10 protein-coding genes are annotated in these 17557 nt (G+C 47.8%); all 10 read right to left on the reverse strand.

Annotated elements, in window-relative coordinates:
• Positions 1-135: 135 nt before the first annotated feature.
• The 10 genes from Q0P86_RS09760 to Q0P86_RS09805 all read right to left on the reverse strand — a co-directional run bounded on the left by Q0P86_RS09760 (position 136) and on the right by Q0P86_RS09805 (position 17550).
• Positions 136-288: a hypothetical protein gene (locus tag Q0P86_RS09760; protein ID WP_291023175.1), complete on the reverse strand. Its 153-nt coding sequence runs from the start codon at positions 286-288 to the stop codon at positions 136-138.
• A gap of 342 nt (positions 289-630) precedes the next feature.
• Positions 631-3291 carry a protein translocase subunit SecD gene (secD, locus tag Q0P86_RS09765; protein WP_295039098.1) on the reverse strand — a complete coding sequence of 887 codons (2661 nt, stop codon included), beginning with the start codon at positions 3289-3291 and terminating at the stop codon, positions 631-633.
• 392 nt (positions 3292-3683) lie between these two features.
• On the reverse strand, positions 3684-4943 hold the full coding sequence (locus tag Q0P86_RS09770; RefSeq protein WP_295039100.1) for a glycoside hydrolase family 13 protein: 1260 nt from the start codon (positions 4941-4943) through the stop codon (positions 3684-3686).
• A 71-nt stretch (positions 4944-5014) separates the two neighbouring features.
• Entirely contained in the window at positions 5015-6988 is a 1974-nt protein-coding gene (locus tag Q0P86_RS09775; RefSeq protein ID WP_295039102.1) for a 4-alpha-glucanotransferase, read from the reverse strand.
• A gap of 381 nt (positions 6989-7369) precedes the next feature.
• Complete coding sequence (locus tag Q0P86_RS09780) at positions 7370-10435, reverse strand: efflux RND transporter permease subunit (RefSeq protein ID WP_295039104.1); 3066 nt, start codon at positions 10433-10435, stop codon at positions 7370-7372.
• A 7-nt stretch (positions 10436-10442) separates the two neighbouring features.
• The gene (locus Q0P86_RS09785) at positions 10443-11534 is read right to left on the reverse strand and encodes an efflux RND transporter periplasmic adaptor subunit (RefSeq protein WP_295039107.1); all 1092 of its coding nucleotides are present in this window, start codon (positions 11532-11534) and stop codon (positions 10443-10445) included.
• Positions 11535-11888: 354 nt separating this feature from the next.
• On the reverse strand, positions 11889-12878 hold the full coding sequence (locus Q0P86_RS09790; RefSeq protein ID WP_295039152.1) for an FISUMP domain-containing protein: 990 nt from the start codon (positions 12876-12878) through the stop codon (positions 11889-11891).
• A gap of 8 nt (positions 12879-12886) precedes the next feature.
• The gene (locus tag Q0P86_RS09795; protein WP_295039109.1) at positions 12887-14002 is read right to left on the reverse strand and encodes an FISUMP domain-containing protein; all 1116 of its coding nucleotides are present in this window, start codon (positions 14000-14002) and stop codon (positions 12887-12889) included.
• A gap of 13 nt (positions 14003-14015) precedes the next feature.
• Positions 14016-17111: a S8 family serine peptidase gene (locus Q0P86_RS09800; protein WP_295039112.1), complete on the reverse strand. Its 3096-nt coding sequence runs from the start codon at positions 17109-17111 to the stop codon at positions 14016-14018.
• Positions 17104-17550, reverse strand: a complete 447-nt coding sequence (locus tag Q0P86_RS09805) for a hypothetical protein (RefSeq protein ID WP_295039114.1) — start codon at positions 17548-17550, stop codon at positions 17104-17106. The genes Q0P86_RS09800 and Q0P86_RS09805 overlap by 8 nt, the downstream gene beginning before the upstream one ends.
• Between the last annotated feature and the right edge of the window lie 7 nt (positions 17551-17557).

Here is a 17557-nt window from a genome sequence, read left to right on the forward strand (position 1 = left end):
GAAAGTCGCTGCACTGAAAGTGCAGGGTTTTAACCATTTTTTGGACAATAAAATCGTTTAAATCCTTATCGCCGCAATCAAAATTTTTCACTTTGTTATTCGGATTCAACCGAACGAATGTCAAACTCTGCTCATCTATACATTGTCGAACCACGGATCCACCCCTCCATTTGCAGCTTCGCGGGCACGCTTTTCAGCCATGCCGATTTCATAAGCCTTTTTCATGAATTCGTAATCCTTCAAACGCTGTTCACGTTCTTCCGGTGTTTCCGGTTCAGGATTTTGCATACGCTCAAGAAACCGACGAGCATCTTCGCCGAAAAGTATAGGTGTTTCCCTTATAGGTCTAGCCATATAACATCCTTTGTTATATATCGTTCATATACCAACTTGGGGTGGGCATAGCCACTTTTCTGGACCCGGCAACACACCTAATGGGGGTGGTATTTTTAATATAGATTCTTGCAAAATCAAAAACAAGGGGTCGAGCTGTTCACCGTTCATTTAGCAACTTACAGTTGACAAAACTTTCATTTCCATGGGAATAAAAAAAGCCCCGGTTCTTCACCGAGGCAACTTTTTAATCATCGGTCACTTCGACAAGCTCAGTGACCTTGACAATAGTCTAAATTACACACCCTTCTTGAAGCGCTTGCTCCACCACAGAACAATCGGAGAGCAGATGCACACAGAAGAGTAGGTACCGATAAGGATACCGAAGCACTGGACCAAGCCGAAGTCGCGGATGGAAGAACCACCCATCACGGCGAGGATCACGCACACGAACAAGGTCGTGAGAGAGGTCACCATGGTACGGCTGAAGCACTGGTTCATAGACTTGTTGATGGTTTCGGCGAAGTTGCTGGAACCATACACGGCAGTGTTTTCACGAATACGGTCGAAGTTCACGATAGTGTCGTTCACAGAGTAACCGATCATTGTGAGGAGCGAGGCAATCAAGGCGCCGTCGAACGAAAGACCAAAGGCGGAGATGAAGCCGAGCGTAATCACGGTATCGTGTACCAGGCCGAGCACGGCAGCGACTCCGAAGCCGAGACCGAACTTGCCGAAGCGGAACCACACGTAAATCAGAATGCCGAGCCATGCGAGAATCACAGAAAGGATTGCGTTGAAGCGGAGTTCCTTACCGATGGTCGGACCCACATTGTCCTTAGCGACGATTTCGCACTTCTGACCGGCCTTTTCGAAGGCCTGAGCCATCTTGAGTTCGAACTGGGCGTCATCAGAGGCGCGCATGCTAATCTGGTAAGAGTTAGCAGAAGTACCACCGAGCGTACGAACCTTCGTGCCAGAAATACCGGCAGCAGACAAAGCCTTGCTCAAGTCCTTTTCATGCTTGTCGCTATCCTGGTACTGCACTGTATAAACCTGCCCACCAGTGAAGTCGATGCTGAAGTCGAAGCCCTTGACAGCGATGAAGGCGATGGATGCCACAATGAGGATCATGGAAACAAGACCGAAACGACGGCGGTTCGGAATGATCTGGAGGTTAGCTTCGTTGATAGCCTTGAAGCCAGAACCAATCGAAAGCGTGGTACGATCAGCCTTGGCAAGACGCCAGTCAAGAATAGAGCGAGTCACCGTGATTGCGCAGAACAAGGAGGTCAAGATACCGATCGTAAGAGTAAGACCGAAACCCTTCACAGAACCCGTACCAATCTTATAAAGGATAAGGCCGGTAAGCACGGTGGTCAAGTTGGAGTCCAAGATGGCACCGAAGGCGCGTTCGTAACCCTTGGCCACGGCAGCGCGGGCGGTCAGGCCGTTCTTGAGTTCTTCACGGATACGTTCGTAAATAATCACGTTGGCGTCGAGAGACATACCGACCACGAGGATGAAACCTGCGATACCCGGCAAGGTCAACGTAGCGTTAAACACAGACATCACGGCGGCGGTCACCAAGGTGTTGATCACCATACCGAAGCTTGCAATCAAACCACCGAGGCGGTAGTAGGCAACCATGAACACCAAGCAGAGGATAAGGCCAATAGCACCGGAACCGAAGCCCTGCACAATGTTTTCTTCACCGAGGGTTGCACCCACGCTGCGGCTTTCAATAATCTTCATCGGGGCCTTGAGGGCACCGGCGCGGAGCACCACGGAGAGGCGGTTAGCTTCGGCCATGTCGTCGAGACCCGTAATCTGGGCTTCGCCGTTCGGGATACGGTCGCGGATCACCGGAGCAGAAATCACCTGGTTGTCGAGCACGATAGCCATCTGCTTGCCGATGTTGGCGGCAGTCACGGCAGAGAACTTCTTGGGACCGATGCCACCGAACTTGAGGCTCACGGCCACTTCACCGGCGCTCACACCGTCAGACACGCGGTAGGGGCGAGCGTCAACCACATCGTCACCGGCCATTTCGGCGCGGCGCTTGAGCAAGTAAAGACGCTTGGCCTTGATCTTGGAATCACGCTGCACCGGTTCGAGACCGCTGCCGAAAGCGAAAGCGACATCGCGCGGAATCAGTTTCTGCACACCGTCAGTAGCAAGGAGTTTCTTGACCTTTTCGACATTTTCTTCGGCTATAAAGCCACCGTTACCAAAACTCAGGTAGTAAGCGGAAAGGGCAACGCCGACCTCAGATGCCGGTTGAGCCTTGACTGCGGCAGAATCCTTGGCGGAATCGGTAGCAGCGACTTCAGCGGCAGGAGCCTTACCGAGCAATTCGTCATCGGAAAGGGTCTTGGTAGCTTCCTTAGGAAGCGTATCCTTGGCGGAATCAGCCTTGGCGACCGTAGAATCCTTGGCGGTGGAATCCGTAGCGGCGGAATCAGCCACGATGTCGGTCGTCTGGCGGGTCAGGTACTGGTCAATGAGGCCAACCACCTGCGTAAACTTTTCGGCTTCGGCCAAGATCTTGAATTCGAGCTTAGCGGTCGAACCCACGAGAGCCTTTGCAGTGGAGTCATCCACGCCTGCCAGTTCAACCACGATTCGGTCGTCGCCGGACGGGGAAATCTGCGGTTCAGAAAGACCGTACTGGTCAACGCGGTTACGAATGATTTCGAGGGACTGTTCCTGAATGTCCTTGATATCGTCGCCCTTGACGTTCGACTTGTCGATTTCGAGCGTAATGGCCGTACCGCCGGCAAGGTCCAAGCCGAAGTTGATGGATTTTGCGCCCACCTTCGGATTTTCCTTGAGGAAGGTCTGCTTTTCTTCGCCCTTCTTGGTGTGAACCTGGATAGAAGGCCATACCGTGTAGGCAGACAAAACAATGACGAGGAGAATTATCAGTTCTCGCATGCCGAATTTTTTCTTGTTCATTTGTAATCCCTATAAGGCATTATTCACTAAGTTTTGCGCGCAAAGATAGAAATTTTAGTGGCCAGTGATTAGTGGTTGGTGGTTAGGAAAGGCGGGATAAACGGCTTTGGTAAAGTTTTGGGGTTAGATTGCCGGGATAAACGGCGTTTTTCAAAAAAAGGGGGAAGTCTCCCCCTGCTTGCAGCCTTGCCCTTCTGTCATTCTGGAGCGAAGCGACGGAATCCAGGGCAAGTCTTCCATCACCCCTTCGCCTAGGGGCTTTGCCCCTAACACCCCAACGGCTCCAGAAGTCAAGCTCGTCTCGCGGACAAATCACGGCCTTCGGCCTTTACTGTCCGCTCAACGACTTGTCTTCTTCCGCCTTTGATCGTTTCTATCGGCATCGGCCTTATTTATACAATGTTGAACTTGTATTCAGTGCCGTCTTGCAGCACGACGAGAGTCATCGTCTTTTTGCCGAGGGAACGTTCAATGGCAAAGCCGTTGTCGGCCACGCGAATTTCAAGAGAACCTTCGCGGAGCACCGCATTCTTATTGCGGAGCTCAATCATCTGCTTGATAAAATCGTACAGCGGTTCAGCCTGCAACTCGGCCAATTTGCTCCACGGGACGCTACGGCGGTTGTCAGGATCCTTGCCGCCCTTCATCGAAAGTTCTTCGCCGTAATAAATACACGGCGCCCCCGGCAAGAAAAACAGAATCGCATAAGCAAGTTCGATTCGCTTTTCGCTTGCGCAAGGTTGCGACATCAGGCGCGTGGTATCGTGGCTCCCGAGCAAGTTCATGGGAATGTCGCCGCGGCCTTCGGGGAATGCGTTCTGCAAGCGCTCGCCGAATTCCTTGATCGAAATCGGATTCTCGTCGAACAGGAACTGCATCGTCGCCTTGCGGAACACGTAATTCATCACGCCGTCGAACTGGTCGCCTTTTAGCCAGCGAATTGGGTCATCCCAAATCTCGCCCACAATGTAGGCTTCCGGATTCACCGCCTTCACGCGGCGGCGGAATTCTTGCCAAAAGCTATCGTCGTCAATTTCATTCGGAACATCCAAGCGCCAGCCGTCAATGCCGCGCTTCATCCAGTACTCGCCTACGCTAAAAAGGTATTCGCGCACATCGGGGCAGTCCGTATTGAATTTCGGGAGCGCCGGAAAATTCCACCAGCATTCGTAATTGGGCTTATCGGTATAGGCGTTCAGCGGCCAGCCCTTCACATGGAACCAGTCCACATACGGAGAATGCTCGCCCAGCTCCATCAGGCTATTGAACTGGAAGAATCCGCGAGAGCAATGGTTGAACACGCCATCCAAAATTACACGGAGCTTTAATTTGTGTGCCTTCTTGACCAAACGGTCAAAATCCTCAAGCGTGCCGAGCACCGGGTCAATCTCGAAGTAGTCCACCGTGTGGTAGCGATGGTTCGAATTGCTCTTGAAAATCGGGCACAAGTAAATGGCATTGACACCGAGGCCCGCAATGTATTCCAGCTTGTCCTCGATACCTGCGAGGTTTCCGCCGAACATATTTTCACGGCTAGGCTTACTCCCCCACGCGACAAACTTGCCTACGGCATGATAACGCTCCGATCGGCAGAACCGGTCGGGGAATATCTGGTAGAAGATTGCGTCTTTAACCCAAGCAGGAGCAAACATAACTAGAACTTTGAGCTTTGAACTTAGAGCTTAGACACAATCTCTAAGTTCTACCAACTAAGCTCTATCAACTAAATCTTCCACATGGGGCGGCGCTTGCGGACATCCACGAGCATGCGGATATCGGAGCTAAGCGATGTGTAATCCATCAGTTCGTCCACCGAGCAAGGCATACGATAGCACCAGTTAGTACCGCCCACCGTTCCTGGGACATTCACGCGTTCCGATTCCGGAGACCCCTTGGAAAGGCTTGCCGACAGCGCCAGGTAATCCTGCAACGGCAGAATACAGAACAAGCTATTGGCCGAATAGACATGCGTCAAGATCTGGCGCACGACAGACGGGGTAATTTCTTCGGGGGCCTTTCCCGGCAAATGGGCATGAGACCAATACAGGTCGCGGTCGAAATCCTTCTCGTACCAAAGTCCACGGAGCGTCGAGGAATCGTGACAGCTCGTAGCACACACGGACATACGCGGATATTCACCCATTTCGTAGTACGGAGAATACGGGGCATTCCAGTTGCGTGCCCAGCGTTCGATACGCAACGAAAGAATGTTCAACTTATGCAGCACTGAAGGAACGCAAGGAGGCACGGCTCCGAGATCTTCGGCGCAAACAAGCATATCGGTTTCCTGAGAAAGGACCGTCAAAAGCTTCGTCGCATTTGCGTCCCACAAGTCGTTCTGGGAATTTTCGTTTTCCTTAATCAGGTTACGCAGTTTTTCCTGTTCGTAATCAGGCAAAGTGAAGAGTACCGGTGCATTGTACCAGTACCAGTACGGGTAGAACGTATTTTCGTCGCCCGACGGAACAAATACGCGGTTCCAATAAACCTTCAGCAGTTTGTCCTTGACTTCCTGCGGCTCGTTCATTCCAAGTATTGCCTTTTCGGAAGAGTATTCCGGCTTCAGGATAAGGCGGTCTGGGTGACCTTCGAGCTGGGTAAAGCATACCGGAGCCAGACGGTCGGTATCGTTTCCCAAGAATTCACGAAGTTGGTCGTAGCCGTAATTCGGACGACGCAGATATTCAAGCGTTTCACGGATAAAGCCCGCGGAGCTGAGCTTTTCCCAAGTGAGCGGCACGCACGGGTTAAAGTAGCCCAAAATACCAGTGACCTCTTGCTGCGGAATCGACCAAATGCGGAAGAATCCGAGCACGTGATCAATGCGATAGGCGTGATAGAACTTGCTGGCCTGCGCGAGGCGGCTACGCCACCATGCAAAATCATCCTTCTCGATAACATCCCAATGGTAAGTCGGGAAACCCCAGTTCTGGCCGCTGTAGCTGAACATGTCAGGAGGAGCGCCTGCACGATCATCCAGAGAGAAGTACTTACGGTCCGCCCATACATCGGCGCTATCTTCGTTAATCAAAATGGGAATGTCGCCCTTCAGGCGGAGGCCCATCTTCGAAATCTCTTCAATCACGGCGCTGAACTGCTTTTCGGCTTCGAACTGCATCCAGGCCTGGAACAGGTTATCCTTCTCGAACTTTTTCCAAAGCTTTTCGATATCCTTGGCCGACGGATCGCGGAATTCGGGCCAATCTTTCCAGCTGGCTTCGCCGTTCATCGCCTTCAGAGTACAATAGACGCAATAAGGCTTTGACCACGGATTATCGTCAATCCAGCGCTGAAGCAGCTTGTCCTTTTTGAGTTCGCTATAACGATTATCAAAGATCTTGCGGAGAACAAAACGCTTCCAAGAAGAGATATGGTAATAGTCAATCTTTCCCAACTTGTCAAATTCGTACTTCGCCGTGCGAATCTCATCTTCGACATCTGCAGAGCCTTCGACCGTCTGTACATTGATGAACACCGGATTCAATGCAAAAGCACTACGGGCACTGTACGGGCTAGATTCCGCCCCAGTGTCATTTACCGGCAACAGCTGGATGATATTGAAATCGCAGAACTTTGCCCAACGGGCAAACGGAATCAAATCCAGGAACTCACCGATGCCGATACTCTGCTTGCTATAGAGGCTAAAGAGAGGAACGGCTACGCCACTTTGAAAATAAGAAATGTCACCATATCGCATGCTGCAAATTTAACAAAGTGCGTAAGCATCCGTAAACCGAAAAAAGTGAACTTCTTTCTGTTTTCTTTTTATATTTTGCTATAATTTTATTAAATTAAAATTATGAGCTACGAATGCAGACATTTGCGGAATACCTTCTGCAACAAACGCAAAAAAGAATGCGACCCGGGCGCCCCCGGATGCGTTCTGCGCGGACGATTCGTATTCCCCTTCAGCGAGTCCGCTAACGCACCTGTAAAAGGTGAAAAAAATTCCTCAAAAAAATAGTCACAAGGCGCAAGCGGTCTTCGTGAGCGACAAAGCCCCAAGCGTTAAGCTGGGACGGTCGCGAGAGCGAGCGCTTCGGGTACGAACGCGGCTGATTAGGCGCGAGCGGTCTTGTTAAGCCATCTTACTTGCGTCGGTGCTCTTCATTGCGTCAAGCCTGACCTTCCCCGCAAAGAAGCTGTAAGCGGCAGGCACAATAAAGAGAGTCATGAACGTTGCAAAAGTGAGTCCACCGGCGATGGCGATTCCCATCGCGATGCGGCTCGGGGAGCCGGTCAGAATGAGCGGCACCGCGCCCAATACCGTCGAAAGGCTCGTCATCAAAATTGGGCGGAAGCGGCGTTCCGCCGCCATCCGAGCCGCCTCTAGCTTGCTACAGCCGGTACTCGCCGCAATCTGGTTCGCAAATTCCACAATCAGAATACCGTTCTTCGTCACAAGCGCAATCAGCAGAATCAGCGCAATTTCACTGAAGATGTTGAGAGTCTGGCCGGTAACGAACAGACAAACGAGAGCCCCTGCCAAGGCCAGCGGAACCGTAAAAAATATCACAAAGGGTGCGCGGAAACTTTCGAACTGCCCTGCAAGTACCAGGAACACAAGCGCAAGCGCAAGCAGGAACACGATGTAAAGACCGCTGGAACTTTCCTCGAATTCTTTCGATGAGCCGGTTAGGGTGGTACTCACACTTGGATAATCCTTAAGCAGCCCCTTTGCAATGCGGCGCATTTCTTCTATGCCGTCCCCAATCGTCTTGCCGGGCACAAGGCCCGCCTGAATCGTTGCGGCCGAAAAGCGGTTGTAGCGCGGCAGCGACGGCGAAGCGGACTTTTCAACATACGTGATGAAATTTTCAAGACTCACAAGTTCACCCTTCGCATTCTTGACCGAGAGCATCGATATATTCTCGGGCATGCTACGGTACTGATAACCCACCGCTCCGATGATATCGTACTGACGTCCGTCCTTGTAGTATTCCCCGTAAGTCTGGTCGCTTATGGCTAACTGAACTGCCTGCGCGATATCGTTCACCGAAACGCCTTCCTCGTTCGCCTTGTCACGCAAAATCTCGATATGCAATTCGGGTTTCGTGAATCTCAAATTCGTATTCACCACGCTGAACACCGGGCTCTTGCTCGCCTCTTCCTCGAACTTGGGCACCAACGTACGCAAAATCTCGATACTCGGGGCCTGCAACACAAACTGCACCGGAAGCCCGCCGCGCTGCGTGCTGATGCTCTGCGGCTCAAATACCATCACGCGAAGATCGGGATATTCGTTACCGAGCACCTGAATTGCATGCGCAATCTCACTCTGCGGGCGGCGCGCATCCTTGTCCTTGTTAAGAGTAATGCGAATCATGGAACTACCTGCACTACGCGCACCCGACTGGACCTCCATGTACTCGCTCGTATCCATAATGGCAGTCATTTCTTCCACGAATGCGTCAGCCATACGCTTGGTGCGGGTCAACGATACTCCTTCGGGCATCGATGTGTTCACCATGATGGCACTGGAATCTTCGGTCGGCGCCATTTCGCTACTCATGTTGTTGAAGCAGTAATAAGCCGCAAACAATAGGGCCGCCACTACCGGGAACATCAAAAAACGGAACTTGAGGAAGAGTCCGAGCAAGAACGCATACCCCTTGTTCAGTCCTTCAAATAAGGGTTCTGTCACCTTGAAGAAAAATCCCTTTTTCTGGCGCTTTAGAAACTTGGAACAGAGCATCGGCGAAAGCGTGAGCGCACAGAGCGTCGAAAGAAACACCGTCCCAATCATCACCGCGACAAATTCGCGGAACAAGAGTCCCGTAGTGCCGCCCAAAGCAAGCACAGGCACAAACACAGCCATGAGCACCACGGATGTCGCAATCACCGCGAAAAAGATTTCGTTCGTCCCCGCGACCGCAGCCTGCTTGGGCGTCATGCCGTTTTCAATCCTATGGTAGATGTTTTCGACAATCACAATGGCATCATCAACAACAAGTCCTATTGCCAAGACCATCGCCAAAAGCGTCAATACGTTGATGCTAAATCCGCATAGGTAAAGAACAAAAAAGCTTCCGATTACCGAGACTGGCACCACCACCATCGGAATCAGTGTCGTGCGGCCTTCACGCAAGAAAGCAAAGATAATCGCAATAACCAAAATGAACGCGATAAAGATGGTCTCTACCACTTCCTTGATGGAGGCACGGATATTTACAGACGTATCACGACCGTACAGAAGCTGCACTCCCTCGGGAAGTTCGCGGCGGATATCTTCAACTCGCTTGTAGAACTCGTCGGCGATTTCCACATGGTTCGAGCCGGGTTGCGCCACTATTGCAACGGAAATCGTATTCTTGCCGTTGCGTTTGAAGCCCGTGCGCGTGTCCTTGGGTTCGTAGTGGATATCGGCCACATCGGATATGTGAATCACAGTGCCATCATCGGCAGTCTTCACAGCAATGTTCTTAAATTCAACAGGGTCAACCACACGTCCAAGAGTGCGGATGGAAAGGGTCGTTTCGCTCCCCTCGATAGTGCCCGAGGGCAGTTCAAGGTTGCCACGGCTAAGGGCTGCAGACAATTCGGCACCCGAAACCCCCAAAGCCTGCAAGCGAATGGGGTCTATCCAAAGGCGAACTGTCGGCTGTTTCTCGCCCCATAGCATTACTTCAGAAACACCGGAAATTGTCTGCAGGCGTTCCTTCACCTGGTTACGTGCAATTTCGGACACTTCCATAGCATCATGGGTGTCGCTCACGAGACTTGCTATCAGAATCGGGTCGGAATCACTATCGGACTTGTAAATTGTCGGTTCATCCACATCGTCAGGGAGCTTACGGCGCACACGGCTCACGCGGTCGCGAATTTCGTTGGCGGCCGCTTCCAGGTCCATGCCCGTTTCAAACTCGATACTGATGTAAGAGTACCCGTCACTACTAGTGGACGTGAGAGCCTTGATGCCTGACGCGCTATTGATGGAAGCTTCCAAGATTTCGGTAACTTCGGCTTCAACCACGGCGGCATTTGCGCCCGGATACGAAGTACGCACCTGAATAATCGGATAATCGACATTGGGGTATTCGCGGATGCCGAGGCCTGAGGCTCCAAAAGCGCCGAGAAGGAGGATTACGAGCGCCATTACGCTCATGAGCACCGGGCGACGTACGGAAAGGTTCGCGACACTCATCGGTTACCTACTCCACTTCGTAGTCGGTGTTGTGGCGAATTTCACGGATTCGCACAGCAGAACCTTCACGAATGCTGATAAGTCCCGAAGTAATCACGGTATCACCTTCATCGAGTCCTTCCGTCACATCAACGGCAATTGGCGTGCGGAGTCCGGTTCGCACATGCTTAATCTTGGCCTTGCCGCCGGTCGCCACAAACACGTAGGCGCCATCCTTATCTAGAGTAAATGCTTCTGCAGGAACCGGGATGCTTTTAGCATTTCCCACCGGCATGGTCATGTTCACCTTCGCGTAAGAGCCTGCCAGAAGTTCACCGTTTGCGTTATCAATTTCAACAAGGACCTGGCGCGTGCGGCTGCTTTCCGAAAGCGAAGCTTCCAAGGCCTTCACCTTGCCAGATTTTGCCACGTCACGCTCTTCGTCCTTAACGTCAACCGCGTCGCCCACCTTAAGCGTGGTGGCATAACGCTGCGGGAGAGCGAATTTCGCCTTCAACTTTTTCACTTCGCTGAGAGTTGCAATCGACGTGCCTGTCGTAAGCCAGGCGCCCACAGAAACATTCACAAAGCCGAGCTTGCCTGCAAACGGGGCACGCACTTCGGTCTTCGCGATTTGCGCCTTAATGAGTTCTACAGAAGCTTCTGCGGACTTGAGCGAAGCCTCCGCCGCTTCCATGTCCGCCTGAGTGGCACCGTCCTTCTCGTAGAGCCCCTTCGCGCGGTCGTACTTCTGCTGGGCCAGTTGCTGGTTCGACTCCGCCTGCTTGAGCTGCGCCTTCAGTTCGGAATCGTCAATTTTAGCGAGAAGCGCACCCTTCTGTACCGAGGCGCCGTCCTTTGCATAAAGGTTCATGAGCCTGCCCGAAGTAGCAGCCGTCAGCTGCACGCTGTTCAGCGGTTCGAGCGTCGCCATTGCAGAAAACGTCTTGCCCGATTCATGGGCTTCGGCAATGTAACCTTCTACCGCGATTTCACGAGCGGGCCTGCCACCTTTGCCACCAGGGCCACCCTTACCAGGCGCCCCTACACCGGGAGCGGAATCGTTACCGCCACAGGCCGTCAAATACAAGAAAATAAACAACAAAACAAAGAACTTCATATAATTTAGATGCTTTTCAAAACCTTTTGGTTGCTAAATATACCTATTTTACTTTATATATTCACATTTACCACTTTCATGTACAAGTTCAATTATGAAATAATGTGGTTCTACAACACTTTCATTATGTTGATAAGACCAGTACTAAGAAGAATTCCACGCACACTGAAAACCCTCTTTATCTATACGGAAATGAATTTCAACCGAATCACCCGACAACAATATTCCACCCAATTCCATTCCGTGCGATGGCGTTCACTTAGCAATAATACAGAAGGAACTGATGCAAAAACTACATTTGCACACAACAACAAAAAAAATACAAGAATGGATTGTTTAGTCATAACCAAGCTCCTACCATTCATCTCTTTCATAATCCTGAATACAACGAACACGGTTCTTTGTAAATCTAGGTTTCGAACTTTCATAAACACTCCCGCCAATAGTAGTAAAAACAACACTATTCGCATATTCATTCCAAGGCCCTTCAGACTCCCAATATTCCACCGTTCTACTGTTTAAGTCAAAAAAAAGTGGACTCAAATCCGGCTGCACACTATCAAACAAGTCAACTTCATTCGACCGTTTAGCCAACATGGTAGAACGATATCCACCCAAAGCAGCAAAAACAAATTCACTCCACTCATCACTATTTGGCAAATGCCACCCCGCAGGGCAAACACCTCGCACAATCCAGTACCAAAAGAAATTTGCTGTATCCGGCTCAGGATAATCACATATCACTCCATAACCACAGCCATTGCCATCTTCACTAAACAATCCTGCGCTATCCATAGCAGCACTCCAAATATACAGACGACCATTCTTTCCACAATTTTCAGGATCGTCATTCTGACACCAACTAGAAGAATCCAGTTCCGCCGTCGGCTGCAAGTAGGCATAGTTCAAATTCTGAATCATCCAGGTCCGATCAATACTTTCAACATACACCGTCTTATAAACCTGTCCATCGCGTTCATCAGTCATTTCGCCGTAAACAACCACCAAAACGGAAGATGAGGAGGACTCTGGGCACCAGAATGAAGAAGGTTCTGCCCAGCATTTACTTGACGAAGAACTAGCCCCAAACCCTTCACTAGAAGAAGACTGCTCCAACTGCGAAATTGAAGACGATGATTCCACGGGCAACATTTCCGCCGACGAGATATGCGCATCATCCGAAGACATTTCTGGCACAACATTATGTACAGAACTCGAAGATTCCTCTAATGCACTGCTTTCGGAGCCCGCAGAATACGGAGCCACGTCATGACTAGACGCGACATCGTTACCGCATCCCGCAAACAGAAGCAAAAAAAGGATTATAAAACACACAGGCTTCATCAAAACGATTATTCCTCATTCATTTCTTCGTCCTTTACACAACGGACAGAATATGCAATATTTTTTTTCCCAAATGTTCGAGGGTCATAATACCCCGTAAGAGCGCTTCTTTGAGGGAAATTAACAACCGACGCATTAAAATTATCATTCTCTTTAGAGAACCAAAATGACGCCGTGTAAGATTCAAACTCATCTCTTATGGGATTATATAGGCCTGCAGGCATGACATCAAAACCAGATCCTCCTTTCCAATATATCTCCCAAGAATCCGTACACCAATCGGAAGATAGTAAAAGGTCCGGATTCAATCTTCTGGATGTATAAAAAGATATTCTTGAATTATCTTGTTCAAAAGTATAAAGGCCACAAGGAACAGACTCATAAGCAAGCAAGAAAGGTACCCCAAATTCATCTGCCGTGGGAATATGCCAATTAGGAGGACATACACCTTGAACAAAATCCTCTTTGGGACATTTATACCATTCATTTTCATCTGAATAATATCCGCAGCCTTTGGTATCTTCACTAAACAAGCCTGCACTATCCATCACCGCAGACCAAAGGTAAAGCCTTCCATATTTCGCGCAACTATCAGGTTCGTTTATATAACACCAACTTGAAGAATCCAATTCTGCCGTTGGTTGTAAATAAGCATAATTCAAATTTTCAGCCATCCATGTAGCCCTGCCATCAATTGTTATCGTCTTATACGTTTGTCCATCGCGTTCATCGGTCATTTCACCATAAACAATCATCATACTAGATGACGATTCCTCGCACATCCTACACATAGCCTCATTATGATACATCAACATACAATAGGACTGCTGCATCGAAGAGGAACTTAATTCAATTTCTCCACTGGATGAAATAATCAAGGAAACTGATGAAGATTCCCCTGTTGACGAGGTGTGTTGCAAACTTGAGGACGATTCCTCTATAACAACCTCGGAACTTGAATAAGCAACAGGTTCGGCTGAATCCGAAGACACCACGAACGGATTAATTTCTGGACTGCTGGAATACGAAACATCGCCGGGGCTTGGCTTAGCCTCGTTCACGGACTCGTTGCCGCACCCTGCAAGCATGCACAATGCTACTATCAACAGAATTAACTTGTTCATGACAATCTCCTATCTAATGACCACCCGTAAATTCAAAAGGCATTTTCAATATAGGATATGGAATAGACTGGATTTGAGTTACACCAAAGCCCCAGCCCTGAATGCCATCATTATCACTATCAAGCACAACCTTCAGGTTCGTAGACTTTACCTTTAATTTCTTTCCAGCAAGCGAATCTGCCACATATTTTCCAAGCAACGATTCACTTGCATCATAAAGAGATATCGTATCCCCAGTCCCAACAAAGGTACTTTCGGCAAAAGTAACATAGTTGGCAGAGTTTCCATCAAATGGATATTCACACACATAACGACTTTGGGGCAAATAGTTATGCTCCGTTTGGCATTGAGATTTTTTGAGTTCAAAATCAGACACTAAAGAAGCGATTTGCGCGGTCTCCGTTTCATTATTCCCGTAGCTAATTCGTGTTCCGCGAACGACAACCTGCCAAGTTCCATTCTCAGGATTTTCCACATCGACAACTTCGACATTGTTCAAATGGTCAAAACATAATGAATCCAACAAATTCGAGGAATTACAATTGTTGTAGGCATCACGAACGTCCTGCATTCTTATTTTCTCAAGACCAGATGAAAAATCATCAATAAAATTCCCTCTTGTATCAATGAAATCCGTCGGCAGCGGGTCCAGTCTCCACGGATAATAATATCTTCCAGATGGACTGACAAGATACATATCCAAATCGTTTATTAATTTTGATTCTAAAAAATGCCGTCGGCCAACAACTTTTCTTTTCTCATCAGGAGCATCGTCCCAAACAAGGGTAGCCCTCATTTTTTCAGGACTTCCATTCACATAAACATTCCATCTTTTTTCCATTCCATTGGCAATTTCAAATTCCTTAAATCGGGAAAACTCCTTTGTCTTTGCTTTATAATTTTCAATGGTATTCAAAGTTGCTGCGGCATCAATCTTTCCCCAACCAGTCGCAAAGTCGGGGCCTTTACCATAGGGCGTAAAATAACCACTATTATTATGATGCGCAAACGTAATATCAGGATTCCATTCGAAATGGGCGTTCTCGGAATCCTCCATATCAATTGCAGAATGAATGATGAGTGACTTGACCGTAGAATTTCGCATAGACATTTTATCCAAGGGTTCGCCCGTGCACTTTTTGAATTTTTGATACATCAAGGCCGCCAAACCCGACACCTGGGGTGCCGACTCAGAAGTGCCACCATCACTTAAATACGCATACCCACAACTATCCCCCTGACATGAATATGGAGTAACAATTCCTTTTACAAGACTAAAATCAAGGCGTATAAAGTACGCCGCAAGGGTATCTGGCAACTGATTCAAACTCACACGAGTTGTTGCAAAATTCGTATCCACATTCCAAATCGTATTAATAAATTCAAACCAAGTTTCTTGCTTTTGCGGGTCATAAAACGAGGATTCATGAGTTCCAAAGAAGACACTTCCGTACATTATATCTAATATGGGTCCTTTAGCAATCTTCATCCGAATTTCAAGTTCATCCGTGGACAAAACATTTATCCGATTATCAAATTTCCATCCATTATAAAGAGCCGCAAAATTAGGTTCGTTAGCACCCAACAGAAATAAGCTATCATTAGTCACATTTGGGTTGTTGATTGCCCCTCGATATGAAGAATGAAGATTTGCAGAATCAAGGTTTAATCGATTACTGTTAAAATCTAGCACCATATATGGCACTGAATATCCCGCACGGAATAATTTTACATAATCAATTAAAATTTCAAATGGGTTCTCTTGATTAACGAGTATTTCACTTGTCGCTCCAGGAGCCATCACATCCGGCTTTATCCGACCATCCCAAGTGGGCCCCATGCCCGAAGTATAAAATCGTACACCTTCTTTACTGGTAATATTTCCAACAGTAATCGCATTCTTTGAATTCGCCAAAACAGAGTGGAACCCCTTTTGCACATCTTGAGTAATTTTTCCATCAAACCCACCACTATTAGAGGCTGCATATACAACCGTTTTCGTAAGCGAATCACCCTCTACACAACTAGAAGAATTCATTATATTACATCCTTTTTTCCAATTTTCAAAAATAGCCTTATCAATGTAGTGAGCATAAATTCCATAGACACCATTATTAAAAGTATCATCAATATGCGAATGATTGACAACATGCCCTATTTGCCAATAAGGATTCATTTCCCCTGAAAAAAAATGGACTTTCGGGGCTATTCCACGATAACTACGATTTTCTGATTTATCTCCATTTCCACCAATAATTCCAGCCACACCAGTTCCATGCCACTCAACATCTTCTTTTATTTCATTTATTACAGAGTCAAAAGTCATATATCCAAAGTATTCATCTTCTCTAATAAATCTTTTTTTCATAATTCCGCTAGAATCCATTTCCTGGAAATCCGGATGATTAAAATCAACACCTACATCATAAACTCCCACAACAATTCCCTCGCCCATATAATCTACGCCATTAAGCCATTTCGTTGTTGTGGAATCATTCATCGCAGATAAAAATGCAGCTGTGTTTTGAAAGTCAGATAAGTTTATCGCAACTCTTGCTCCATTATTCAAAGGCGAACCTTTTTTTCGAATCGAAATATAATAGACATCATATTTGTTCTCAATGCATTGAATTGAATCTATATGCATTTTAACAAGTACATCATTTCTTGCATACTCAATATTCTCGCCACCGCAAGTTTGTACAATTCCAATACAATTTGCAATATCCACATCTGGCCAACATCCCACAATCAAAGGCAGGGTATCATTCGTAGAATTTTCTGACACATCCAAAGACAAACGTGTCGTATCATTTACAGGTATCGCATTATAAAATCCATACAAAACACTATCCAAATACGCCTTGCGAACATCTGAATCCGATTTAAAAAGAATCAAGTCCTTGCCAAGATGTCTCCCCACTTCATATCTTACTATTCCGCTCTGGTCCAAAATTTCTCGTTCCTTGAAGGAAAGCGGAAAATCCTTGAATAACCAGAACCGCCCTGCAGGTACAATTCCCGAAGCATCTCCAGAATACCGTTCAACAACCATATTGACGCCTCTTTCGCTCCACAAAACGACATCCGCATTGACCACTTTAATCATCGTAAACCGGCATAAAGTAATTACGTTCAACCACATTCTCGTTATGCTGATAAGACCAATCCTGACTAGAATTCAATTCAACCAAATATTCATCTCTATATATTCGGAAATGAATCTCAACAGAATCCCCCAAATATAGCATTGCGTTCACTTTTAGTTTTACAATGGAAGTTTCGTCTAACGAAGTAATACTTGCAACAACAGGATAAAGCCATGTTGAGTAATCAACAGTTGCAGAAAGCAATTCTCCCTTTGCATAATAACGAATTTCGGGATTAAATATGATATCAGACGACGTATTTTTTAAGGTTAATCGATATTCTATCCAATTCCACTCTGTACGATAACGTTCACTCATCAGTTGAACTGATGGAATAGTGGCAAAAGCAATTTTTGTACAAAACAAAAAGAAGAATACAATATATTTACGTTTTTTCAAAACATAC

It is taken from the genome of uncultured Fibrobacter sp. (assembly GCF_946062555.1).
Classification (GTDB): domain Bacteria; phylum Fibrobacterota; class Fibrobacteria; order Fibrobacterales; family Fibrobacteraceae; genus Fibrobacter.

Bases quoted from the DNA above. Each gene is read 5' to 3' on its own strand.
- Q0P86_RS09790 (WP_295039152.1), bottom strand. From the start codon at position 12,878: ATGAAGCCTGTGTGTTTTATAATCCTTTTTTTGCTTCTGTTTGCGGGA.
- Q0P86_RS09770 (WP_295039100.1), bottom strand. From the start codon at position 4,943: ATGTTTGCTCCTGCTTGGGTTAAAGACGCAATCTTCTACCAGATATTC.
- Q0P86_RS09760 (WP_291023175.1), bottom strand. From the start codon at position 288: ATGCAAAATCCTGAACCGGAAACACCGGAAGAACGTGAACAGCGTTTG.
- Q0P86_RS09795 (WP_295039109.1), bottom strand. From the start codon at position 14,002: ATGAACAAGTTAATTCTGTTGATAGTAGCATTGTGCATGCTTGCAGGG.
- Q0P86_RS09775 (WP_295039102.1), bottom strand. From the start codon at position 6,988: ATGCGATATGGTGACATTTCTTATTTTCAAAGTGGCGTAGCCGTTCCT.
- secD (WP_295039098.1), bottom strand. From the start codon at position 3,291: ATGAACAAGAAAAAATTCGGCATGCGAGAACTGATAATTCTCCTCGTC.
- Q0P86_RS09800 (WP_295039112.1), bottom strand. From the start codon at position 17,111: ATGATTAAAGTGGTCAATGCGGATGTCGTTTTGTGGAGCGAAAGAGGC.
- Q0P86_RS09785 (WP_295039107.1), bottom strand. From the start codon at position 11,534: ATGAAGTTCTTTGTTTTGTTGTTTATTTTCTTGTATTTGACGGCCTGT.
- Q0P86_RS09780 (WP_295039104.1), bottom strand. From the start codon at position 10,435: ATGAGTGTCGCGAACCTTTCCGTACGTCGCCCGGTGCTCATGAGCGTA.